Origin of the sequence: Anabaena sp. FACHB-595 (assembly GCF_048568275.1) — a bacterium.
Taxonomy (GTDB): Bacteria; Cyanobacteriota; Cyanobacteriia; order Cyanobacteriales; family Nostocaceae; genus Trichormus.
This window is the reverse complement of the sequence record NZ_CP183473.1, coordinates 6,379,395-6,405,026: the sequence shown is the minus strand read 5'-3', so window position 1 is coordinate 6,405,026 and position 25,632 is coordinate 6,379,395. Positions and strand designations below refer to the sequence as shown.

The 25,632-nt window shown below is 42.8% G+C and carries 14 protein-coding genes; 1 reads left to right on the top strand and 13 read right to left on the bottom strand.

The window, feature by feature from the left end; genetic code table 11:
* Window position 1: 1 nt before the first annotated feature.
* The 3 genes from ACN222_RS26760 to ACN222_RS26750 form a co-directional block, all read right to left on the bottom strand.
* Window positions 2-1,477, bottom strand: a complete 1,476-nt coding sequence (locus ACN222_RS26760; RefSeq protein ID WP_010999486.1) for an ABC transporter ATP-binding protein — start codon at window positions 1,475-1,477, stop codon at window positions 2-4.
* A complete protein-coding gene (locus tag ACN222_RS26755; protein WP_010999485.1) occupies window positions 1,478-2,524 on the bottom strand; it encodes a BMP family protein in 1,047 nt (348 codons plus the stop codon).
* A gap of 186 nt (window positions 2,525-2,710) precedes the next feature.
* Window positions 2,711-3,538 (bottom strand): formylglycine-generating enzyme family protein, encoded by an 828-nt coding sequence (locus tag ACN222_RS26750; protein WP_010999484.1) that lies wholly within the window; start codon window positions 3,536-3,538, stop codon window positions 2,711-2,713.
* Between the two features lie 284 nt (window positions 3,539-3,822).
* Between ACN222_RS26750 and hetI the strand changes: the two genes are divergently transcribed.
* The gene (hetI, locus tag ACN222_RS26745; RefSeq protein WP_044522635.1) at window positions 3,823-4,536 is read left to right on the top strand and encodes a 4'-phosphopantetheinyl transferase HetI; all 714 of its coding nucleotides are present in this window, start codon (window positions 3,823-3,825) and stop codon (window positions 4,534-4,536) included.
* A gap of 36 nt (window positions 4,537-4,572) precedes the next feature.
* Here the strand turns inward: hetI and ACN222_RS26740 are convergent, their stop codons facing one another.
* From ACN222_RS26740 to ACN222_RS26695, 10 genes are all read right to left on the bottom strand, one after another.
* The gene (locus ACN222_RS26740; protein ID WP_010999482.1) at window positions 4,573-5,436 is read right to left on the bottom strand and encodes an SDR family NAD(P)-dependent oxidoreductase; all 864 of its coding nucleotides are present in this window, start codon (window positions 5,434-5,436) and stop codon (window positions 4,573-4,575) included.
* A 553-nt stretch (window positions 5,437-5,989) separates the two neighbouring features.
* Window positions 5,990-7,510, bottom strand: a complete 1,521-nt coding sequence (locus tag ACN222_RS26735; RefSeq protein WP_010999481.1) for a thioester reductase domain-containing protein — start codon at window positions 7,508-7,510, stop codon at window positions 5,990-5,992.
* A gap of 103 nt (window positions 7,511-7,613) precedes the next feature.
* Window positions 7,614-9,272, bottom strand: a complete 1,659-nt coding sequence (locus ACN222_RS26730; protein WP_044522614.1) for a PfaD family polyunsaturated fatty acid/polyketide biosynthesis protein — start codon at window positions 9,270-9,272, stop codon at window positions 7,614-7,616.
* 256 nt (window positions 9,273-9,528) lie between these two features.
* The gene (locus ACN222_RS26725) at window positions 9,529-12,858 is read right to left on the bottom strand and encodes a PfaB family protein (protein WP_010999479.1); all 3,330 of its coding nucleotides are present in this window, start codon (window positions 12,856-12,858) and stop codon (window positions 9,529-9,531) included.
* Between the two features lie 243 nt (window positions 12,859-13,101).
* On the bottom strand, window positions 13,102-14,463 hold the full coding sequence (locus ACN222_RS26720) for a polyketide synthase (protein WP_010999478.1): 1,362 nt from the start codon (window positions 14,461-14,463) through the stop codon (window positions 13,102-13,104).
* Window positions 14,464-14,986: 523 nt separating this feature from the next.
* Window positions 14,987-16,699 carry an SDR family NAD(P)-dependent oxidoreductase gene (locus ACN222_RS26715; RefSeq protein WP_010999477.1) on the bottom strand — a complete coding sequence of 571 codons (1,713 nt, stop codon included), beginning with the start codon at window positions 16,697-16,699 and terminating at the stop codon, window positions 14,987-14,989.
* Between the two features lie 114 nt (window positions 16,700-16,813).
* On the bottom strand, window positions 16,814-17,464 hold the full coding sequence (locus ACN222_RS26710; protein ID WP_395939675.1) for a polyketide synthase: 651 nt from the start codon (window positions 17,462-17,464) through the stop codon (window positions 16,814-16,816).
* A 56-nt stretch (window positions 17,465-17,520) separates the two neighbouring features.
* A complete protein-coding gene (locus tag ACN222_RS26705; RefSeq protein ID WP_395939676.1) occupies window positions 17,521-22,146 on the bottom strand; it encodes a beta-ketoacyl synthase N-terminal-like domain-containing protein in 4,626 nt (1,541 codons plus the stop codon).
* A gap of 394 nt (window positions 22,147-22,540) precedes the next feature.
* Entirely contained in the window at window positions 22,541-22,819 is a 279-nt protein-coding gene (locus ACN222_RS26700) for a hypothetical protein (RefSeq protein ID WP_010999474.1), read from the bottom strand.
* Between the two features lie 850 nt (window positions 22,820-23,669).
* Window positions 23,670-25,013: a ParB/RepB/Spo0J family partition protein gene (locus ACN222_RS26695; RefSeq protein WP_010999472.1), complete on the bottom strand. Its 1,344-nt coding sequence runs from the start codon at window positions 25,011-25,013 to the stop codon at window positions 23,670-23,672.
* Between the last annotated feature and the right edge of the window lie 619 nt (window positions 25,014-25,632).

The window sequence follows — 25,632 nt, the reverse complement described above, 5'->3', positions numbered from 1 at the left end:
TTTATCCTCTGCGTGTCCCCCCAGCCATCAATAAACCAATTTCTTCTCTCGTCGCCGTCTGTGCATCCAAAATAGCGACAAACTCACCTCTATAGATTACGGCAATGCGATCGCTCATGGATATCACTTCTTCTAACTCAGTAGAAATATACAATATTGCCGCACCGCGATCGCGTTCTGCTAACAAACGGGAACGGACTGCACTTGTCGCTCCGACATCTAATCCCCGTGTGGGCTGCATCGCCACAATTAAATCTGGTTCTCCCGCCAGTTCTCGCGCCAAAACTACTTTTTGTTGATTTCCCCCCGATAGTTGGCTTACCTGGATATCTTCCCCAGTCGCCCGGATATCAAATTCCTGCATCGTAACTTGGGCATGATTTTTGATGGCGGATGGTTGTAATAAGAAATGACGACAGAAGGGGATGTTTTTAAAAACATTCAAAATCAAGTTTTGGGCAATGGTAAACGGCAACACCAAGCCCATTCTTTGCCTATCTTCAGGGATGTAGCCTATTTTTTGTTGAGGATAAGAGCTACTAAGTTGAATTTTACCATTGATGATGCCTCTTAAATTGGTAATGGCATCAGCTAATTCTCTCTGTCCATTCCCATCTACACCAGCAATTCCCAAAATTTCACCAGTGTGCAATTGAAAGGAAATATTGCGAACAGCCAGGACACCCCTATCATCAGCAACTTGCAAATTCTGGACTGAAAGTATGACTTTTCCTGGCGCAGATGTAGATTTATTGACTTGTAAAGCTACTTCCCGTCCCACCATCAATTCTGCTAATTGCTGAGGAGTCACATCTTTAGTTGTCGTTGTCGCTACTACTTTACCTCGCCGCAACACTGTGACAGTATCGCAGAGATTGATTACCTCTTCTAACTTATGACTGATAAAAATAATCGTATTACCAGCCGCCGCCAGTTGTCGCAAGATAATAATTAATGATTCTACTTCTGTGGGTGTGAGAACGGCTGTTGGTTCATCGAGAATTAATAGTTTAGCCTGGCGATATAAAACTTTGAGAATTTCTACTCGCTGTTGTGTGCCTACAGGTAAATCTTCTACTTTCGCTGTAGGATCAATTTCTAATCCATAAACTTGGGATAAAGCGGCAATTTCTTGTTGTTTTTGTCGCAGATTTAAACGCCAACTATTTTCCCTACCCAAGATGATATTTTCAGTCACAGTTAACTGAGGCACAAGCATGAAGTGTTGATATATCATACCGATGCCTAGTTTTATGGCTTCATTGGGAGAATTTATTTTTATTGCCTGATCTTGTAAATATATTTCTCCTGCATCCGGTTGATATAGACCACTAATAATATTCATTAAAGTGGTTTTACCAGCGCCATTTTCACCTAGAATTGCATGAATTTTACCAGCGTCAACACTCAGGCTAATATTATCATTAGCGACAAATGAATTAAAGCGTTTGCTAATATTTTCTAAACGTAAATACATTTAGGCTTTTTTGACACAACGTGTATTTTTACCAGCTTCCTGACAAGTTGCAAAAGTAATTTTTTGAGCAACAATTTCCTGTTTTATTTTTAAAGCATTTTGTTGTATATCTTCCGATACTGCTGCGCCAAATTTACCTAAAAATAATATATCTTCTCGTTCTAAACCAATAGTATATATCTGTCCTTTGAGTTGTTTTTGCTGCGCGATTTCGGCTAAATAGGCTATGGCTATATCTAATCTTTTAACTGCACTGGTTAACACTGCTTTGGGGGCAATATCTAACTGGTCTTTGGTATTGCCAAAGGCGTAAACTCCCTTGTCACTGGCTGCTTGTAAAACTGCGGGTGCGGCACTATCAAACCATTGATAAATGACATCAACACCGGAGGAAATTAAAGCTAATGTTGCTTCCTTTGCTTTAGCAACATCACTCCAATCACCTGTAAATGTTGAGACAATTTGTATATTGGAATTAACAGATTTTGCTCCTAATTCAAATCCTCTTAGTTCTTCCTGTGTGGCGGTAAATTCTTGTCCAGCAATATAAGCTAATTTATTTGATTTAGTTACAGACGCGCCAATGATGCCACATAAATAACTACCTTGTAAGTGGTCGATTCGCAAAGAGGCAATATTTTCGGCTTTGGTATTACCATTAACACCCACAAAAAATGTATTGGGAAATTGCGGCGCAACTTGTTCTATCGCTGCATCAAATTGTCCACCGTGGGCGAATACAAGATTATAACCCTTACGGGCAAAGTCTGTTAGTGCTTCTGTTTGGTCGGCTTGGGCGACTTGTTCCACATAGGCGACTTCTGCATTGAGCTTTTGTTTAGCTAAGTTTAGTCCTTCATAGCCAGACTGATTCCAAGCTTGGTCTGTGATAGCTCCAGGTAGGGCGATCGCTATTTTAAACCCTTCCGCTCCACTACTAGCCGTTGGCGTGGGAGTTTGATTACTACAAGCTTTTAGTAATAGGCTAGTAGTAAAAGTAGCTGCACCATATAATACAAATTTACGACGGCTAAAGTCTTGCTGCATATACTGCCTTTCAAGGTGTAGTCATTTTAGTAACTACCATACTTTAATATTGCCAGTAATATTTAGCAGATTTTAGTTGGTGGAACAACAGGCACTCCCACACTTACCAAATAACTGGCTATTTTAGTCTGAGAGGGACAAAAGTTTTTCGCGTTTTGGGCGAGAGGAGAAAGGCATAAAATAGTACTAAGTACTGGAGATAACACGCACAACTCGAAAACCATTAATTCTATTCTCGAAAACTAGGTCGTCGATGCGAGAAGCACAACGACAGTCCATAGCAATGTCTCTCCAAGAACCGCCACGTATCACTTTTGTACTACCAGTACCACTTTCTACCCATGCACTACCGTTATTCGGTGCGCCTTCATAGCTATCATGCCAATCATCCTCGCACCACTCCCACACATTTCCGTGCATATCATATAGTCCAAAATTATTCGCTACTTGAAAATATCCCACTGGTGTTGTTTGTCTTCTATATCCCCCTTTCACTCCGCCTTCATAAACATTTTCACCATTGTAATTAGCTAATTCTGTTGTGATTATTTCCCCAAAATGAAATGGTGTGCTTGTTCCCGCTCTACACGCATATTCCCATTCTGCTTCTGTCGGTAAGCGATATTCTCTCCCTGTTTTTCTGCTTAATCTTTCACAAAATTCTTTCGCTTCTTCCCATGTCACTGTTTCCACTGGTCTTGTCCATCTATCTATTCCCTGATAATCTTCTTTAAAGTTAGATAGGTCTGGGTCTAATTCCATGTCTATTTTTTCCCATTCCGCTACTACCCGCCACTGTGCTTGCGTTATTGGATATCTCCCCATGTAAAATTTACCCACCGTTACTTCATGTTGCGGTGATTCATACCTCAATCTTGCTTCCTCACTGTCTGGTGAACCCATGAGGAAAGTTCCCCCAGGAATGAGCATCATATCTAAGCCAATATCATTTCCTAATTCTTCGGTGTAATACTGTGCTGGTTTTTTTTGTCGCCGGATAATTCTTTGATTCATAACTTAACCAGTTCAATATCTATGACTCAACCTGATTTTTACTTTTCCTCTGCCTAGTAGTTCACCAACCCAAAATTGCTAGACTAAGGCAAGCGGGGGGAGTAAGGAGAGCAGGGGACGCAGGGGGAGAAAGAGATTTTTTTTGCTGCTATTAACCTTGCAAAGTTCTTTTGGCAGACTAAGAGAGGGAAAAAACAGGGTTAATTAGCCCATTAATATAAGTCTCTAAAAGTTTAATAAAAATCTTATATTAATAATTGCGTTCATTTATTTTTAATTGTTAATTGTTGCAGCATACTTGGCTACCAAAACCCCCAAATTTAACCTTATTGTCAGATGAAGTTCATCTCTGGCGCATTCCCCTTGACCAACCAGAATCACAGCTACAGGATTTAGCCGCTACCTTATCTAGTGACGAATTAGCCCGTGCAAACAGATTTTATTTTCCCGAACATCGCCGGCGTTTTACTGCTGGTCGTGGTATTCTCCGCAGTATCTTGGGGGGCTATTTGGGTGTGGAACCAGGGCAAGTTAAATTTGATTATGAATCCCGTGGTAAACCAATATTAGGCGATCGCTTTGCCGAGAGTGGTTTATTATTTAACTTGTCACACTCCCAGAACTTGGCCTTGTGTGCAGTCAATTACACGCGCCAAATCGGCATCGATTTAGAATATCTCCGCCCCACATCTGATTTAGAATCCCTTGCCAAAAGGTTCTTTTTACCGCGAGAATATGAATTATTGCGATCGCTACCCGATGAGCAAAAACAAAAAATTTTCTTTCGTTACTGGACTTGTAAAGAGGCTTATCTTAAAGCAACGGGTGACGGCATCGCTAAATTAGAGGAAATTGAAATAGCACTAACTCCCACAGAACCAGCTAAGTTACAGACAGCTCCAGCGTGGAGTCTCCTAGAGCTAGTGCCAGATGATAATTGTGTTGCTGCTGTTGCCGTGGCGGGTTTTGGCTGGCAGCCAAAATTCTGGCATTATTGATCTGATCAAAACCTCATTCCCTAAGCAACTGCGGAGTCATGAGCGATGAGACTCAACAGCTACATAGCCGTCTTTGACTCTATTTTCCGCCCGTTTTTGGTTGAAATCCACTACACCGAACCAACGATAAATTCTGTCCACCGAAGTGGGAGAAATTTGTCCCACAGCCAACATCAATTTTGTCAAACTTTCCGTGATGGGATTTTGATTGACAATTACTTCGGTTGTTTTATTTTTAATAGCTTTAACAACGGCATTAGCTACACTTTTGGGCGTAGAAATACCTGCTAATTTGGGCGCAGAGACACGAGTATCAACAGTCATCCCAGTTTGCGAGACATAGCCTGGACAAACCACCGAAATGTTGACACCAGTACCAACTAATTCCTGACGCATCGCATCAGTCCACATAATCAAACCTGCCTTGCTAGCTGAGTAAACGCTGTTGAAAGCAACGCCCTTTTTACCAGCTAAAGAAGCAATATTGACAATCCGACCACTACCGCGTTCCATCATGCTGGGTAGTAACAAACGTGTTAATTCCATAGCAGCCAATAGATTAGTGTTGAAGATTGATTGGATTTCCGCTAGAGAGTAATTCGCAAAAGTTCCGTTAATTTCGATGCCAGCATTGTTAATCAAGACATCAATAGGGCCGACAATATCTTGAGCCTGCTGGACAAGAGCCGATAATTGTGATGTGTTCCTCACATCAAAAGGAATAGCGATCGCTTTACCACCAGCAGCCTTAACCGCATTACACGTTTGGGCTAATCCTGATTGAGAACGAGAAACACAAACTACCGTTGCCTGTTCTTTCGCCAAAGCACGAGCAATGTAGACACCAAGACCGCGTGAAGCGCCGGTTAAAAGTACTGTCTTACCTGTAAGAGTTGTCATTGTAACCTGCTAGTCTCCAAATTCTGAGCCGCAGGATTTACGCATCGATATCTTGGGTAAACTCTGTGTAGCCTAATCCAGTATTTTCGGGACTGGGGACTAGTGACTGGGGACTAGGACAGCAAAGAAAAAATATCTTGCTTACAACCCATCACTTGTCACTTATCACTCCAAGCCACAACACAGACATTTGAGATCATCAAACTACCCACCCATCCACAACTAAATGCGATAAAGACAGCTACACTTCAAACTAGCTCATAGAACTTACGCGCGTAGACTGCACTTGCTTGACAAAAACCAGGATAACTCACTCATAACAGTGTTGATCGCCTATGTTGCAGAACAGGCATTCATTTATTTAAGTTAGGGATTTGTTCAATGAGGTTTAACCCGAATTCAACTCCATTTATAGCATTTATTTAAGGAGGGTAGTGTTATTGATAAACCTTATTTAATATCATGCAACAGGAAAAACCCAGTTTCTCAGCGAAACTGGGTTACACGCATGAAATAAACCATCTGTAGAGACGCGATTCATCGCGTCTTCTCCTCACGCCAAGGTTAAGAACCCGGTTTGAATCAAGTAAGCTGTGTAGGTCATGAATAATTTGCCATCAATGGGCGGACAACCTATAGATGTACCTGCTAGAGCTTTGAGGGTGTCTTGACAGCTAATGTGGGGTCTTTTGGCTTTGAGGTACAAATCGGGGATGGTGAGTTGTTCATCAGACCAGCGTTCTAGGAGGAAGGGACGCAAGGTGTATAAAGGATTATCTACAGAAGTGGCATTATTGATTAACTCTGCTTGCCATTCTTCGTAGGGAAGAGTTTTAATCTCGTAGCCAAAGGAACGTACCCAGTCAACTAAGACACTTAAGGATACTGGTTCTGGGTGTTGTAGGTGGAAAGCTTTACCTAGCGATTCCTTCTGCATAGATAGATGCACGATCGCTTTGCTGACATAATCTACAGGAGACATATCTAGCATATATTCTACATCGGGGAAGCATCCCATTTGCAGACAACCCTTAACCATCAAATTAATAAAGTCGTGGGTGTTACCGATACCAGTCTCACTATCTCCACCAATTAAGGGTGGTCTATGGATAGTAACAGGTAAACCGCGATCGCCTGCAATCTTCACCAACTTTTCTGCCACCCATTTGGTTTGGGAGTAACCAAGGAAAATCCCTTCCCAATGGCTAAAATCATCACTTTCCTTGACTACCTTACCAGCATAGACAGGTGATTCAAACACCGCCACGCTAGAAACATAATGCACAGGCTTGACTTTAATTTGGCAAGCCAATCTTAAAACTTCTTGAGTTCCCAACACATTCGCAGCCTTCAGGGCTGAGTAAGGGAAAACATAATTCAACAACGCGCCACTATGATAGATAGTGTCAATTTCCGCCGCCAAAGCTTGGAACTGTGTGGAACTTAAACCCAAAAGTGGTTCCGCTAAATCCCCAACAACAGGAATAATTCTCGACTCATATTCTTCCTGCCAAATTGCGTAACCTTCCAGATTGGTTTGGATTTTGGCTTTACCTGCTTGAGCATCAGCAGCGCGTACCAAACAATAGACATCAGCCTGAGTTTGTTGTAGCAATTCCCGAATTAAGAAAGCGCCTAAAAACCCAGTCCCACCAGTCAGAAACACTTTTTTCGGTTGAGTCACCGGAAAATCAACAGGAATCGCACCACCAGGATGAATTACTGGGTCAAGAACTACCTCAGCTTGTAAATCGAGGACTGGTGTACCATTACTGTGGTTAGCAGTAGCAGAATCTGTATTTTGTTCCTCAGATTGTTCTTCCAATTCTTCAGCTAAACGTTCAGACAACGATTCAATAGTGGGGTAATGCCACAACAACAAAGGTGATGGTTGAAATCCCAACAATTGCTCTAGTTTACTAACTAGTACCATTGCCTGTGCCGAATCCAAACCATAGCTTTCTAAATTGACAGTAGCATCGATTTCATCACCATCTACTCCCAACAATTCAGCTAGATTAGATATCATCCAAGCTTGAATATCTGCTGCACTATAATTTTGTTTTAGACTCATTATGAAATCTCCGAATTATTTAGTAAGTCAAGTTGCCTATAATCTTGGTGATTGGTAATTGGCGGTTTATCATGAATCTTTCAACCATTACCAATTACCATTTCTAGTAACGAACCGGATGATATTGACAGTAGGAATCAGGTATTTGCATTCCTTGAATTTTCAGACTTTGAATGCGATATAAAAACGCCGCACCAGTCATAATGTGATGAGCAACATCAACAACGTGCCGATTATTTGCTTCTGCCAAATAAGAACCACGCACCCAGTCATTAAACCCACCCATCGCCGGGCCGCACCAAATTTGATAATCTACTTCTCTGCCTTTTTCCCCAGCACTAGACCAACGGGAAGACAAACCTAAATACCAACGGAAAATCAACGCCATTTTTAATTTAGGATTATTAACTGCCTTACCCAATTTCTCAGGATTTTTCTGAGATAAATAAGCCGCAGTCCCTTCCCAAACCTCAGCAATTGTCTTGCGAAAAACTTGTTTTTCTAACTTCTCTCTCTCACCCAAAGGAATCGCTTCAATCGAGTCATAATTGCGGTACAATTCATACAACTTTTGCGCCCGCATAGCAAACATCGTCCCGCGTTTGAGGACTTGTAATTTCACTCCCATTTCAAACATATCGGCGGCGGGAGCCATAATTACATCAGCCATTTCCGCTTGCGCTAATAATTGCTTGGTATGGTCACAAGCACCAGATTCAATACAAGCTTGATTCACCGAACCAGTCACCACATAAGCAGCACCCATAATAAAGGCTGCTAAAGCTGATTCTGGTGTGGCAATTCCTCCGGCTGCACCGACTCTAATAGGTTGCGAGTAATTATATTGTCTTTGAATTTCATCCCGCAAAGCAATGATAGAAGGTAACAAACAAACCAAGGGACGATTATCTGTATGACCGCCAGAATCAGCTTCGACGGTAATATCATCAGCCATTGGTACATTAGCTGCCAGCTTTGCTTGCAACTCAGTAATTAAACCTTGTTCCAGCAATTCTTTAATAATTCTGGCTGGTGCAGGCTGCATAAATTTACTCGCAACTTCCCGGCGAGAAATTTTGGCAATGACTTTATTTTTAATTTGAATTTGATTGGCATCATCTAAACTTAATCCTGCCACGCGATAATAAACAATGTTGGCAGTTAAATCTAAAAATGCTGAAGCTTCTACAGTTGTCACCTCATATTTGAGGTATAAATCCACAGCCCGGCGTTCAATTGCCATATCATTGGGACTGTGAATTAAATTGAAGGCGTAAGGGCCATGAGGTAGCGCTTGTTGAATCCGATTAATAGCTACTTCTAAACGTTCTGGAGGTAAACCACCTGCACCAAAAGAACCGAGAATTTTCTCTCTACCTAAAGCAATGACCATTTCTTCCGAGGCAATACCACCAGCCATTGCTCCAGTCATATAGGCAGACTGTACGCCATAAAACGAGAGAAAACTGGGGTCGCCCAATTGTTGAATGCGGATAGATGAGAGAGATGTTAAAAGTTCTACTTGTCCTGTTGTTCCAAGTTCAGCAGCAGATAGATAACCGTCATTTGTGACACCAATTTTGCCAGCAACCTTCACAATATAACAAGGTTTATCTAAAGCCAATAGTTTATTTTTTATGGCTGTGTGTTCAAAAGATATGCAGTCTAAAGAACCTTTCCAAGCTAGATTTTGATATGAAGTATAAGCTAAAAAGCCTAAACCATTATCATATTTATTTATCAACGCATCAACAGTGGTCACGGTCGTTCCCTCGCACGATTAGCAATGAATTACTACCTATTGGTAATGGGTAATGGGTAATAGGTAATGGGGAGTAGAGAATGACCAATTATCTATTACCAAATTTCCCTCAAACTAAAACTCTTAAGTTGTCCTTGCTTTAACTTGCACATCTTTTCATTTTGGCTGTTAACAGTTGACGGTTAACAGTTAACTGCCAACTGTTAACAAACTATGCAAGTGACTATGTAATTTAAAGGCGTAATAGCTGACTAAACTAGTTCCCGTCGTTATTCAATAAATCTTCGGCACAAACCATTTGTAATTGAATAATTTCACTCATTTGCTGACTAAAATCTTGTCTGGCTTTTAAGAAGGCTGTGTGATTTTGCGTTATTTGCAAATTGTTCGCATTCAGTTTTTGATACTGAGCCTTATTTAAATCCAACATATTGATGATGGTCGCAAATTCGATATCGGTGGTGGTATTGGAGAGAAAATCTGGCGGTGTGGCTGGTTGAGTTGCAGTTAACTCAGACGATTTTAATGGTTCTTCTGGCTTTAAACCGTGTTCAATGATATTTTCTGCGGAAAACGGTTTTGGCTTTGGTAGACTTTTTTGATGAGATAAATACGTTGAATTAATACCTAAAGTATTACTAGGTGTTACTAAATTCTGCTGCTTTTTCTCCCTAATTTCTGCAAATAGCTGGAGGTTTTCTGGACTCAAGATTTTGCCACTGATGGAGTCACCACCCAAGGTTATGTTCCGTAGCATGACTTTATTTAAGTTGCTAGTTTCAATAACTGGGCTGTACAGTGGTGACAAATCCACATTCACCCGATGACTGACAAGTTTAGCTAAAGCTTTGACAAAAGAAGTATGGTCATCGATTCCCCGACGATTGAGGGAAACTGTGATGTGTTCTTTGTCTTCTAAAATTTTGTCAATCCAGCGAGAACAAACGCTACCAGGGCCAGCCTCAATAAAGATTTTTGCCCCGTCGTCGTAGATGCGGTTGACTAACTTGGGAAAATCTAGTTCTTGAGACAACCCAGTCGCCAGACTGTTAGCAACAATTCCAGTCTCCAGCTTTATCGGTTGATACTCAGCCGCAGAGTAGAAGGTGATATCAGCAATATCTTGGACTGGTAAACTGTTTAATTCAACAAACTCATCATACTCCGATCGCATGGCTTGACAGTGAATTACATGATCAAAGGGTGCTGTGAAAGAATTACAGCCAATAGTTTTAATCACCCTTTGACAAGCGGCTGGGTCGCCAGCAATTAATACTTCTTCCGGTGTATTAATTTGCGTCAGATATACGCGGGGTTCGTTTCGGATAGCATCCCGCACTTGGAGGGGACTAGCCATCAATACATAATTACCCCATAAATTATCACCTGAAGCCGCAGCAGCTTTTGGTAATCCCCAATACTCACGCACTGCATTTTTCGGCCCGGATAATCTATCACCAAATAAAGTTGATGAGTTAAAAGAGTTACTAACTTCCGAAAAGTTGCTCCAAATCCCTTGAGCAACCATCATACTGGTTTCACCCAAGCTGTAGCCAAACACATATTTGGGGTGGACTTGAAAATCATCCCGAATAATTGTCGTCAGCAATCTGGTGCAGAAAATTTCCGCCTCAAACATGGCTAAAGAATCACTCAAGAGTTTTTTCTCTAGCTGTTCTAACTGCCTAGTCGATAACTTATTCAAGCTTCTGGGGAAAACCAATCTTTCAATATCCGCCGCCCGCTTGTAGAGGCTTTTGACGAAGGAATTATCGTGGAGTTTGGGGAAGAGGCGGAAAAGATTACGCCCGATACCTATATAGGAATTCACCGCCGCCGGATACACGTAAGCTACTTCACCCTTTTTTCCCAAGGGTTGGGCTGTGAAATAACTACCTACAGGAGTTTGCCAATCTGTACCTTTATCGAAAGCAGCGTTAATGCCTTTCCGTGCAGATTCGATTTCTCGGAGCAGTTCTTTTTTGTTCCGCCCCGTAATTGATACCGCGTAGTTAGCTTGAGATTGCTGCTGGAAAGTAGTAAAAGCTAGGCTTGCACTACGAGAAAAATCAGCACTCTCCGCAATACTCTTTTGCAGCTTATCTAAAGCCTCTAATAGGCTTGTCCGGTCATCACCAGCCACCGGGAACAGCAAAAAGGGCATCTGTTCCAAATACTGATTCGGGCGTTCAGCTTGATTGGTTTCTTCCGACAAGATGACATGGGCATAACTACCATCACAGCCCATACCATTAATCGCCGCAATGCGTCGTGAGGCGTTCTTGCTCAAAAACCAAGGTCTAGATTCGGTGACTACATAGAAGGGACTACCCTCAAATACTTGGGGAGTCTTCACACCAGACCAATTAGGCGTAGCCGGAATATATCTGTAATACAGACACAAAGCAGTTTTAATTAAACTGGCAATTCCCGAAGCCACAAAAGTATGACCAATGTTCGCTTTGACACTGCCAATGGCACAGTGCAAGCCATCACCCACCGATGGATAAGCCTGAACTAAACCAGCGATTTCCGCCTCATCTTCCTGGGGAATCCCACTGGCGCAAACCTCCACATACTTGACTTGCTCAGGTGGTACACCCGCCATCTTTAAGGCTTGCTGACAGGCTTGATTAACACTTTCCCCATCTACTTTTGTATGGGATTGTCCAATACTAATAGCATCAATTACAGCATAAATGCGATCGCCATTTTCTATCGCTTGCTGATGACGCTTGAGAACAACTGCACCCGCACCTTCTCCCACCGTCCAACCATTGGCTTTTTGGTCATAGCTGAGAGTATTTATCCCCGTATTAATTGGTGCTGCTTGACTGCGTAATAATACGTTTTCCACGCCGCCAGCCAAATCTACCGCACCCACAACCACTGCATCTACTTCTTGAGTCATCAACAGCATTTGGGCAACTTCCACCGCCTTAAAAGCTGAACTTTCTACAGCCGTGAGAGTGAAAGAAGGGCCGGTGAAATTCCACAAAGAGGAAATCCGACTAGCCATGATATTGGTGATGTAGCTTAAATACTCACCAATTTCCACTTGATGGTGAACGCTGTCTTTAACGATACTTTCCAGTTGGGAAACTTGTGGTGATGGTAAGGTAATTTCCGCCGCGTTCAAACCATCTTTAACTTGCCAAGATGAATCCCAGCGTTGTTGTAGCTTGTGTACAGACAATTCAGCTTCAGCCGCAATAATTACAGCGACATTGCCACCTTCAGGAATTTTCGCATCTTTCAGGGCGCGATCGGCCACTGTCAACAGTAGCAATTGTTGAGGGTTGAGTTTTTCGACTTCGTTGGGAGGAATCTTATAAGCGAGAGTATCTAAGTCAAAATCTTTGATATAAGCACCTACAGGGGCTTTAGCATCAGTTAAACCATACTCTTGGAGTAAGTCTTTCTGCTCGTCAATGCCATACCATCTTTTCGGCGGTAGGGTAATGAAATGCTGCTTACCATCATAAATACTGCGTTCAAAAGCGTCTAAGCCATTGCACTCACCAAAGAAGGCATCCATACCTACAATGGCGATTTTTGCTGTGTTGTTATTTTCTGCTGCAAACATGACTTTACTATTAGCCTGTCAAGGTTGAATGGAGAATTAATGGCGTTGTTGATTGGTGGGATGATTTTTGTCTCACGCATTCGCCCTTGGCGTTCCCGAAGGGTAGGCGCAAAGACGCAAAGAGTTTAAGAAGATGTAGGGTGCGTCAGTGCAATAAGACTTAAACATACCCAGAAATTATTCATACTGACGCACCCTCTAAACTCATTAGCAATGCCTATTTTTTGGTGTTCCCTCAGATGGCTACAAATCTGTTGTTTTTTCCAAAATTAGATGGGAGTTTGTACCACCAAAACCGAAAGCACTTAAAGCCGCGTGTTTAGTTCCGGTATTGTTAGGCCAGGCTGTGGGAGTCCGAACAATGTTTTGGGGAGAAATGACATTGTTATCAGTAGCTATGGGGTCATTGACATTAATCGTGGGTGGAATCACACCATAATTCATGCTGTAAATGGCCTTCGTCAAACTCACCATCCCCGCCGCAACTAACAAGTGACCCACATTAGCTTTGGTTGAACCTATTAATGGTGCGGCTTCATGTGCGCCAAAAAAGGTTTCGATGGAATTAAATTCCGTCGTATCTCCTAACAAAGTGCCGGTAGCGTGACACTCCATATAATCTATAGCTTTAGGGTCAAGTTGGGCTTCTTTATAGGCTCTCTCAAAGGCTGTAACTTGTCCTTTGGTGTTGGGACTGAGCAAATGCTTACCTTTCCCATCATTAGAAAGCCCATTACCGCAAACTGTAGCCAAAATTTTATCCCCATCTCTCACAGCATCGCTATACCGTTTCAGCATTACCATACCAATGCCTTCGGATGTAACTAAGCCCCTGGATGATTTATCTAAAGGAGAACTAATGCCATTTTCTGGATAGCCTTGAATCCCAGAGAACAACATCCGCAAAAATAGAGGGTCTGAGCAACTAATAGCACCAGCTAACATCACATCAGCCTTACCTGTCCACAGATAGTGAGATGCCAACTTGATAGTATAAAAAGCAGAAGAACAAGCCGCATCGATACAGAAATGAGTACCTGATAGAGAAAAAGCCTGAGCAACTAATGCGGCTGGTAAACCAGATATCATCGCATTATGTAGAGATGGTTTAGTTGCTGTGGGTAAAGCAGCCAGATGGAAATCTTGATTTTGTAAAAGTTCGGCAACAGCAGGCTCTATAGTTTGTCGATAAATAGGTGTAACCAGTTGAGTAGAAAGCTTAGTTGGGAAAGAGAGAGTACCTAAAATGACTCCACATTTAGAGAGGACATCTTGATTTCCCCAATAACCACTATGTTTTATTGCTTGTTTAGCCGCATATAGCGACCATTTGAAGGTATTATCCAAGCTTTCCACATATTCTGATGGCAGATTGTATTCACTAGCATCAAATTGGAAGTTTTGAATAAATCCACCTTTGAGAAAATAAAATTTTTCCGGCTTGCCTTTTACTGGGTCGTAAAATATTGTGGGATCTACACCCATTTGGTCAACAGTTACAGATGATGTCGAATCTTTCTGCTCGGTGAGATTCTGCCAAAATTGCTCAGGATTGTTAGCATCAGGAAAGAGGCATGATAAGCCAATGATGGCGATTTTTTCCACTACTGATATCCTCGTTAGGGTATAACGAATTACGAATTCTTGGATTTACTAAGCCCCGTTGGGGTGGGTGTAGGGGTGTAGGGGTATAGGGGTGTAGAGAAAAAAGACGCTTCCTCTACACCCTTATATCTTTAAGACCCCTAATGAAGCTATTCCCCAAACTTAATAGAATAACCTGCTTTGATTTTTGTCCGCGCAGTTTGGCGTAGCTATACTTACTCATACAAATAGTAGGAAGTAAGAAAGAAACCTGTTTGGATTCTGGGCAGTTTTGGCAAAAATCAAATCGCAGTCTTATAGGATTTACGGTACTTTACAGACAAGCAAAGATATGCGGCTGATTTCGTTTCGGCCTACTATAGCAATCCTAAATCATTTAGGATGTTTTGAGGGTTTTATTTTAAGAATTGGGGAGTGTGTAAGGGTTGATGATTTTTATCACGCAGAGGCGCAGAGAGGATTAAGAATTTGATAATTTTAGCGCATCAAATTCATCCCCTGCTTCCTACACCTCTGGCTTTGGTTAGTGTAAATTCATCGGTGCAATGATGGCTTTTGCTTGGTAAATACGGAAGTAGATTTTTCCTTCTCGGTCATGGAGGATGATATCGGCTGTGACACCAGATGGTGTTTTGTGTTCAATTTCGCAAGAAACATAAAATGGTTTGTTGCGAGGGATGGCTCGAAACTGTTCTGATTTGGTGATTTGTCCTGGTAAGCATACTTCTTGATGTACATGACTCAACCATAGCCATAGGGGTTGTGTACTCAAATCTGTGGCGTAAGGATTGTGCCATTTGACGGGGAATTGTCCTTGAGTTTCTAGGGGAATTTCTGCCCAACAACATTCAACGGTAATTTTCTGGGAATTGATATTTAAAACTCTGGTGATTTGTTGGAAAGAGATGCCATGAAATAGGGATAAACCGCCCTTTTGATAAAAATCTTTACCGATCGCTCCAATGGTATGATCTTCAGTCATATCGAGAGATTCATACACTGGCGCTGCTGGTAACTCTCGCACTATGGTGATGTGAGCGCTGAAATGATAATGAATTTTCCCTTCAGGTGTCTTGCTAAGTACCTTGGTCTTAAATTCGATGGATTCAGAACCATGTTTAGCAACTTCTTGTATTTCTAAAATATGTTCGCTAGCTACCTTGTCATTGAAAGTAATACCCTTCAAAATTTTAAAATCTTGACAACGGAAATACCTGTAACCGGGATAACACTCCTCACAAGCATTAATCATCCAAGACATCCCACAGGTAGCGGGTAATACTGGAGTACCAGCAATCACATGGTCTAGGAGAAAGGGATTAGCCTCTACAGTCATGCGGCGACGGATGCGATAGCTGCGTAACTGGGGGTCAATGTTTCCCGGCGCAGGAATAATGGGGCTACCAATGACCACTTGTGTAGAATCATGGTGACTAGGATGTAATTCATTCACCAGCATCTTTGTTCCCACATCCACAGGGATAATATCAATTCCCCGTTCTGCAAAGGCTTTTTTCAGTTCTGGTGTCACCATCCCACTATCCCAACCGCCCCAATTGATAGCCACAACGTGACACTGGGGATAGTTTTGCTTAATTAAATGGGCAGACTTATTGAGAATTTCATTAGCGATCGCATAATCCGATTGCCCCATATTCCCATAAAAACCAGCCACTGAAGAAAACAACACCAAATGTTCTAACTGATTAGCATCCACACAAGACAGCAGATTTTCTAACCCTTGCACCTTCGCCGTATAAACCTTCTCAAAATCCTGGTCTGTCTTCTTCTCAATCAACTTATCCGCCAAATTACCCGCACCGTGGATAATACCCGTAATTTTCCCCACATCCGCTAACTTCTGCCGTAACTCAGCCACATTAGTCACATCAACATCAATATATTCTACCTGTGACCCCGTCGCCGCGATCGCCTCCAAAGTCGCCTTAATTTCTCGACTAGAAACAATCTTGTGATAAACCTTCTGCACACTCATTGGCGTAGGCTTTTCCCCTTGCGCCAACAAATGCTGCATAATCGCCTTTTTTAAAACCGACTCCTCAACACAATCACGAGCAAAATCCGGCTCATTTTCAATAACTTCCGACCGACCAAGGAGAATAAAACGACAAGGCTGGTGCTGCGCCAATTCAATCACACACTGCGCCGTAATGCCCTTCGCACCACCACTTACAACAAAAACCGAAGCAGGACGAACTTGAGTGAGTGTAGTCATATAATTGAGTTGTAAAAGTATCTCATTTATCTCTCTGCTCCTCTGCGTGAGGTAAAAAAGTATATTTTTCAACGCAGAGGAACGCGGAGGTAAGCGCTGAGGAACGCGGAGTAATTAACTGATGAGGGTGACGCGTCCTTGGGAACCGTAAGCGACTTCAGGGATATAAAGGTTGGAGTCGTGTAGTTCGTCGAGAATAAACTGTGCTGACTGCTGAGGGTTCAACGCGGGGCTTAAGTCAATCCCTCTGGTGAAGACATTTGGCCATTCCCATCTGAGAGTTTTCACTAGTCCAAACAAACCGCCAGCGATCGCCCCAAAATTGGTGTTATGCTCTAAGCCAAAGGCTCCATCCAATTGAGTCACTGCCACAAAACAACTACGCTCATAACGTCCGGCTTCCGTCAGGGATTTCTTCAAGTGTTTCGCCATAAAGAAGACGTGCTTGACAATTGACTTTTCTTGTGATATATAAATCCCCAAATTTTGGAACACCGGGTGGATGTGGATGAAAGCGCCAATCTTGCCGTAGTTTGAGGCGATCGCTGATAATTTGTGTTGGAGTAGTTCTTCACTCATATCTGCGAGGGTGACACGGTTCACATTGGCGGGTAAGGGCGATTGCTGGGGAACCAGGGATTGGGGGAAGCTTAAGACTACAACTTTCCAACCACGCTCTGTCAGAGATTGCGCTACTTGGGAGGTGGTGAGGGAACCATCATCGGTAATTAAACAGATGTGTCCCTCTGGTAAAGAAAAGTCCAAGCTATCCGGTGTTGGCAGGTATTTGAGTTTGGCTGGACGGCGTGGGACGTTCCCGATTATACTGACTGGCTGCCAGTCCCGCTCAGACTGAGACTTTTTTTTTCACCTCCCGCCAGCTTCTGGAGGTAGTCAACAATTTGCCGAATGGTGCGGAGGTCGCCTAATTCCTCAATGTTGGGCTTGGGTAGGTTGGGGTAAGTTTCTTGCATTGCTCCCAGGATTTCTACCCGTTTGATGGAGTCAATCCCCAGGTCTGCTTCCATGTCCATATCGAGTTCTAGCATTTCCACTGGGTAGCCAGTCTTATCGCTAGTAATGTTGAGTAGGGTTTGCGCTAAGTCTGCGTAGTCGGTGGTGTCTGCGACTGCTTCCGGCTCTGGTGTTGCAGGAATAGCGACTGGCTCAGGTGCAATGGGTGTAGGAGCAACTACAGGTTCCGGTGCAGCTATACTTGCAGTAACTACTGGTGCTGGTATCTCGGCTGCTTGTTGCGCTTGCTGAATTGCTATGCCTACAGATTGGCTAATAGCGGTGTTAGCTTTGAGATAATCAACAATCTGCCCGATGGTGCGTTTTTCTGCCAGTTCTTCTAAGTTGGGCTTGGGTAGGTCGGGATACACTTCTTGTAATCCCCCTAAGATTTCTACCCGCTTGATGGAGTCAATCCCTAAATCTGCCTCCATGTCCATTTCCAGTTCCAGCATCTCTACTGGATAACCAGTCTTATCACTGATAATTGCTAGGAGGTTCTTATCCAAGTCAGCAACATCAATGGCTGGTGCGGCTACAGGTGCAGGTGCGGAAGTAAATTCTACAACTTGGTTGACTACGGGTGCAGCTACGGGTGCTTCAATTACTGGCTCAGGCTCAATGGTAGAGACGACAGAAGCGGTTGCTGCAACTACAGGTTCAGACTGAATTTGCCAAGCTGTGGGTGCGAGGGTAACTGGTGCATCAACAATGTTGAAGCCATTTTTGACCACAGACTCAGGTTGAGGCTCAACGATTTTTGCTGTGGGAGTTACGGGTGCTTCAATGGTGAAAGCAGGAGTTTCCTTGACTGGTGTCTCAATGACTGGCGTATTCACTTGACCAGACAACACCATTGAATATTGTTGTTGAATCAGTTCAAAAAAGTTTCTAGCATAAGCCACCTGTTCTTGGAGGTATTTCTCATGGATGCGGAGGGTTTCACCTTGTTGGGAGTGAAACTGCATCATGCTGCGATCCAAGCTTTCCATCACCACTAGTTTTAGCTGTGCAGCTTCTTGGGAAGATTTGGCGTTTGCAAACAAGGCGTTTTGTTGCTGCATCAGTTGGAAGAACGCTTTGGTATATTCCATCTGATGGTTGAGGTAAGTACCGTGAACTTGGAGGTTCTCAGTTTGGTTTTTTTGGAACTGAGTTGTCAGGTACTCTAAGCTTTCTAGCACTCGCTTGTAGTTGTCCAGTTTTTCTGGTGTTTGCATCTTCTTTTCTTCGACTAGTTTGGGTGAAACGATCGCAGAATTCATTTCAGGTTTGGCAGGGGTAATACTAGTAGAGTTATTTAAAATCTTGGGTAGTTCGGCGATTTTGCCATGTCCGTTACCGTTAGTCTCTTTGACTGGTGTTACAGGTTCAGAGATGACAGGGGGAACTGTGACAGTAGGTGCAGAGGGTAGGGAGACTTTGAACCCATCGTTCATTGCGTCTTCCCATGCCTTTTTGGTTTTTTCTGACCTGTAGTTGATACCCCGTAAGGTGACATTCAGACCTTTCTTTGTCTCGGCTGGGGGTAGTGCAGGTGGTGCTTGGTATGGGTCGAGGTTGTGCAACTGCATCCCAATCACACGCATTTGTACGGCTGCTTCCCGCAAAGAGCGATCGCTGTTCTTCTGGGTGCTGGGGTTCAAGGAGACGGTGATGTGGGGGCGATCGCCAAGGATATCTTTCACCAAGTTGGTGAGAATCCGCTTCGGCCCAAACTCTACGAAGCAATGACCGCCAGCAGCGTAGATATTTTCAATTTCCTGCTTGAACAACACCGAGTTAGCCAGGTGGGTTTCCAGGATTTTTTGAATCGCTTGGGGGTCTTTGGGATAAGGCTTACCTGTAACGTTGGTGAATACAGGGATTTTTGGCTCGTTGAATTGGACTGATTTTGTGGCGATCGCAAAGGATTTTTGGGCGAAAGCAATCAGTGAGGTGTGGAAGGCGGCGGAGACTGGTAAGGGTACAGCCGCGTAACCTTGGGCTTGTAGAGCTTGACGGACTTTTGCGATTTCGCCTGTCGGCCCTGCCAAGACAATCTGGGTGGGAGAATTGTAATTAGCAATGCTAACTTGAGGGAACTGCTTGAGGATTGGTTCAATTTTGTTGAGGTCTTCCTTCACCGCCAGCATTGTCCCTGCATCATGGTCTGGGTCTTCTGGCGCAGCCATTGCTTGACCCCTAGCTTTCACTAGGTACATATAATCTGCGTCACTCAACACACCCGCAGCCCACAAAGCGGTGATTTCCCCGAAGCTGTGTCCGGCTACAAAGTCAGACTTAAACCCAGCTTGCTTGAGGATAGAATACAACCCGGCGCTAAATGCCCCAATTGCTGGCTGTGCGTATTCTGTGCGTTGCAGTGCAGCAACTTGAGCATTTTTCTGGGCTTCATCAAACACAGGATTGGGGAAAACAATCTCAGATAGGGGGCGGAGGTTATCTTTGAGTAACAACCCATCCATGTAACCGAACAGACGGCGCAAGGTGGGGAAGTTCATCACCAGTTCCCGTCCCATTTCCAGGTATTGAGAACCTTGACCGGAGAACAGGGAGACAACTTTACCGTTTAATTCCATACCGGAAGCACGGTAGTAAATACCTTGGGGATGTTCCCAGTTAGCTGCTCCTGCTTTGTGTTTCAGCCAGTCAATGCTGGTTTGCATGAACTTGCAAGCTTCTTGCATATTTTCAGCGACAAAGCCTAATCTAGCTGCATTTTGGGGAATTTCGACTGATTGACAATCTTGTACCAATTGGGAATAGTGCTTGTTACCACCCGCAGATTGCAACTTACCTAAAACTTCCTCACACTGTTTGAGGAGTTCCGCCGGGTTTGCAGCAAACAGTAAGATTTCGCTGGCGCTGTTGTGTAAGCGGTAAGGGCGATTTTGTTCGGCTTCGTGTTCTTCGAGAACTACGTGGTAGTTTGTCCCACCAAAACCGAAGGAACTCACCCCAGCCCTTCTTGGTGCTTCTCCTTCTGGGCGAATCCAAGGTCTGGTTTCGGTGTTGAGGTAAAAAGCGGATTCTGTGATGTTGAGCTTGGGGTTAGGCTCAGTAATATTAATTGTCGCTGGTAATACTTTATGGTGCAGTGCCAAGGCTGTTTTAATCAAGCTTGCTGCACCAGCCGCCGCTTTGGTGTGACCGATTTGGGACTTTACACTACCCAAAGCAATATGCTGCTTTTTCTTGTCGTGTTCGCCAAAGTAATCTCTTAAAGAACCGAACTCGGTGGGGTCGCCAGCCATTGTCCCAGTACCGTGGGCTTCCATCAGACCAACGGTTGCGGGAGAGAAGCCCGCATCTTCATAAGCGCGACGTAGGGCGTTGACTTGTCCTTCCTTGCGGGGAGCATATATGCTCTTGTAACGACCATCGCTAGAAGTACCGATCCCTTTAATAGTTGCATAAATGCGATCGCCATCACGTTCTGCATCTTCCAAACGCTTCAGCACCAGCATACAGATACCTTCACCCAACATCATCCCGTCGGATTTTGCATCGAAGGGTTTGACGTTATCACTAGGAGATACGGCTGGGGTTTTGCTAAAGGAGATATAAGCCATGATGGTGTTATCTGTGTCTACACCACCAGTCAGCATCATATCGGCACGATGTTCCACTAGTTCGCTAATGGCCATCTTCAAAGCACCGAAGGAACTAGCGCAAGCTGCATCCACGACGCAGTTCATCCCGCCAAAGTTCAAGCGGTTGGCGATACGTCCAGCAACGACGTTAGCCAGCATACCGGGGAAGGCGTTCTCATCCCACTTGACGTAAGCACTTTTGATTTTATCGACGATTTTCTTGGTGTCTTCGTCGGAAAGTCCACTGTTTTTGAGGACTTTTTCCCAAATTGGATATTCTAACCGTGCAGACAATGGCATACCCAATTGCTTGGCCATAGCCACACCCAAGATTACCCCCACCAAATCGCGGTTAAATTCGCGAGATTCGCCGTAACCAGCATCTTCCATCGCTTCTTTCGCAACTACTAAACTTAATAGTTGGGAAACATCGGTTACTTCCAAGATGCTGGGAGGAATGCCAAATTCCATTGGGTTAAAATCAACCTCAGGAATAAAGCCACCCCGTTTACAATAGGTTTTATCTTCGGTGGTTCTGGGGTTGGGGTCGTAGTAATCTTCAACGCTCCAGTGAGTGGCAGGAACATCAGTGATACAATCAATTTTGTTAACTATGTTTTGCCAATACTCCCGTAAATTTCTCGCTTCGGGGAGTAGAGAAGCCATACCAATAATGGCAATAGGATTATGTTGTAGCTGTCTATTAATTTTGTTGATTGACATTGGTTTTTCTGATTTCATTTTCTTTTCCTCAATACACCTCAACAAAGCCTTTTCGCAGTTATTTATTTGGGCTTCTAACTCCGCTAAGGCTGTATCAATTGGATTAGCAGACATAGGACATATACTGTTCTGGAGTACTGTGGAATTTGCAGCTACAGTAATTTCTGTTGCTCAGTTAAAATAAGTGATTCGTTCTTGTTAGCAACTAGCTATCCTATGTGCGTTGGCACAGCGTGTATCAATTCAAAATTCAAAATTCAAAATTCAAAATTTAGAATTTAAAAACCAATCTTCTCTCAGGTTTTTGAGTTTGAATTTATGACTGAATTTTTGCGAATTGCTATTGCTGTAGGTCAGGCTAAATGCTTTTTTGAAACACCACACTATACATACTGGTCATTCAACCCTGTTAATTTGGAGGGTATAGGGATCTGAGGGTTTTAACTGTTAACTGTTAACTGTTAACTGTTAACTGATTTATACCCCTATACCCATAATCAAAAGAATGTTATCCAACGCTTGACTCTTGATATTGTGGCAATAGGTCAATCACGTTGTTGAAACTGGTAAAATAATCTTGGATAACGGTAGCTGCTTGACCAGTAAATTCGATCCATTCGTAATGGTAGAGATTTTGAGCAATTGTATCCCACTGGAACGATGGCAACTGAGGAGTAGCTATTAGGACAGAAACGCTTTTTTCTCCCAAACTAGTTTGATTTTCTAGCTTCACCGCAGCCACGTAGCTGGTATTAATGACAACGTTCTGTATCTTGATGAATGCCATAGCCAGTTTCAGCGTCCAGGATAATATATGTTATGGGATTTGACCCAGAAAAGTTGACAAGTTCGTTACAGAAGAAACATCACCTCGAATCCGAATTCACACCATTATTTAAACGAATAATCAAGCATATAAAAGGTGATGGTGATGCAGTACTGAGAAGGCAGGAGGCGGTAAGCAGGAGGCAGAAGGAAAAGAAAATTCTTTAGATTTTTCAATTGAGTAGTTATTTCTGCCATGCTCACTAGATTTAGTTTTTGCTGTTACACGGGGGATTAAATAACTAATTTGCCTTGCCGCTTTTTTACGTTGAATTAATACAAAGAATAGCACAGTTCATAGAAACTAAATCATTTGTTTAAATTATTTTTATAAAAAAAATAGTGGTTTGTTGATGAAAATTACAATTTAGACATAGTAAGAAAGTATAACTAAGAACCAATAAATACAAACAGTTAATTTGCTTGATCCAAGCAGTAAGGTTAACTATATCTTGCTTCGCAGAGGATTTAAGCTATTCATCACATCAGTAATCATTCTGGCAATAAATAAATTTAATGACTTAAATCCATAGATTACTTTTTCAGCATAACGACATAATTAAGATGTGATTTTTGAGGGCTTTTTAATATAAATGACCCATAAATAGGAATAAGTATTTATCAAGCAAATATTGATTTTATTGATTGTACAGAATAAACATATAAAAGGCTTGTTAGGAATTACCTAAATTGCATCTATCTAAATTAGTATTTGGTAAACAAGCTACAGAATAAATTTTAATCCGTAATAGCTTGTGGCAATACCAAATTAATGCTTTCATTTTCATCTATCTTGATGTATGGATGAGTGATTATGCTTTTTTAATTTTGGTTTCACTAGCAACTGATTTTATAGCTTTTTTACTAGTCCATTTTTGCCACCTGCCAATTCCCCGACTAACTAATTCTGCATTACTGTCGCCAATAAAACAAATTCTTCCCATCCTTTCACAAGTAACTAAAATCTCACCATGTCCTATAAATGGAGCAATCACAAAATGATTGGGATTGGTGTACAAATTGATCAAATAGTTAACAATTCCTTCAACACCTTCAATATTAATTGGCGTTTGCGGTTTAGCTATTACCTGATGAGAAAAAATTCCTACATAAAGGTTGCCTAGTAATAATTCATATTGAAAGGGCATTTGACTACGCTTGTAAAATTCATAAATATGCCCCTCCGAACGGATAACTGCCACTACTTTGGCTTCATCTACCAAGTAATTATGCTCCCAGGTGGGTGAGAGGGTAGCGATCGCCAGCGCTGCATCTGAAGGCAACAAATCACGAAATTTCGCCTTGGCTGTATCGCCACAATACACTAAATGTCTGCCTAATATCCATTCATCCCCAGTGTGAGTAATTGGTTCACTGGCGGCTGGTTCTGCTTGGCGTTGCGTTTTCTTCGCTGCTAACTTCGCTTCCTTTTGGGCGATCGCACTTTTATAAGCCAATAACTGCGCTGCTTTTTGCTTTACCTTTAACTCTTCGATTAACTTTGCTTGTCGTTCCGCCTCTTCTTGATCACCCCTAGCCTGGGCTAACTCCCAAGCCTGCTGTGCTTCCTCAGCCAAATTCCGCTCCTGCGTCCCTGCTCTCGCCACCTGTAACAGCGCTGTGGGACTATCCGCAATGGCTGTACCCTTAATTAGTTGTTTGACTTCCGGATGAATACTTTTGGCAATTTGCTTACCATGCTGAAAGGTGCGTTCTGAGTAACCAGCTTCCTTTGCTAGCTCAATCGTTCTCTTGGGAGGTGGTGAAATCATTTCACTACCTTTAAATGTATGTTGGTTATCCCCAACCTTCGCCCGCAGTCCCATACGTGCTAGAATTTGGTCACGTTCCAACCACAACTCTGAACGCTCTAAAGGTTCTAACTCATTGCGAATCAAATTCTCATCAATTTCGGCTAACCTGGCTTGGTCAGCATCATCATAATTAACAATATTGCACTCAATGGCCTCTAGCCCCAACAACTTACAAGCTGTCAGCCGATGTAGTCCAGCAATCAAGGTGAGGCGTTGATCCACTGTAATGGGGTTCAATAAACCATTCGTCTTGATTGAATCCTTCAATTCATCAACTTTTTCACCCTTGACCGGACGGCGGTTGCGACCGATTTTAATTTGGTCTATGGGTACTGTAGGCATAGTTACTATTTTTCAGTGCAGTCAATTATCACACCAAGCAATTACGACTAAGATACACCTAATAAGTTTCATCAGTATCTAGAAATGATGATTTTCCCCCCAGAATCCATGAGAATGTCTTATACTACACAGCTAGGGCAAGAATAATGCGTCGATAATACAGTGGTCAATCAGCCAGTATCAGCGCCATTCTTGACAGTAGAGTCTTTTGCTAGATATTCACAGGCGATCGCTGATCAAAAGAGCATAAATACCTTTGTTGTGTCCTCTCTGTTCTCAGGACGCAAACGCTTTACTTTTAAATACAGACCAGCCCATTCACACAGCGTCTCGCAGAGAAGGTAAACGCAGCAAAAAGTTTGAGCGGAGAATTACTCCGGATTAGGGACTGGAATTTTTACTCAGCAATGCCACTACATTAACAGCATTTTCAAGACAGTCTCTCACAAGAAAATCTCACCACCAAACATGAAAAAGTTTTACCCCTACACTCCTACACCCTGTTTTCAAAAAACCATTTAAGAAAAGAGCCTTTGGTGAATTGCCAATGAGTAGCAGTTTACCAATATAGCCATCTGGGCTATCTCCTCAATAATTACAATTAGAAAATGGAATGAAA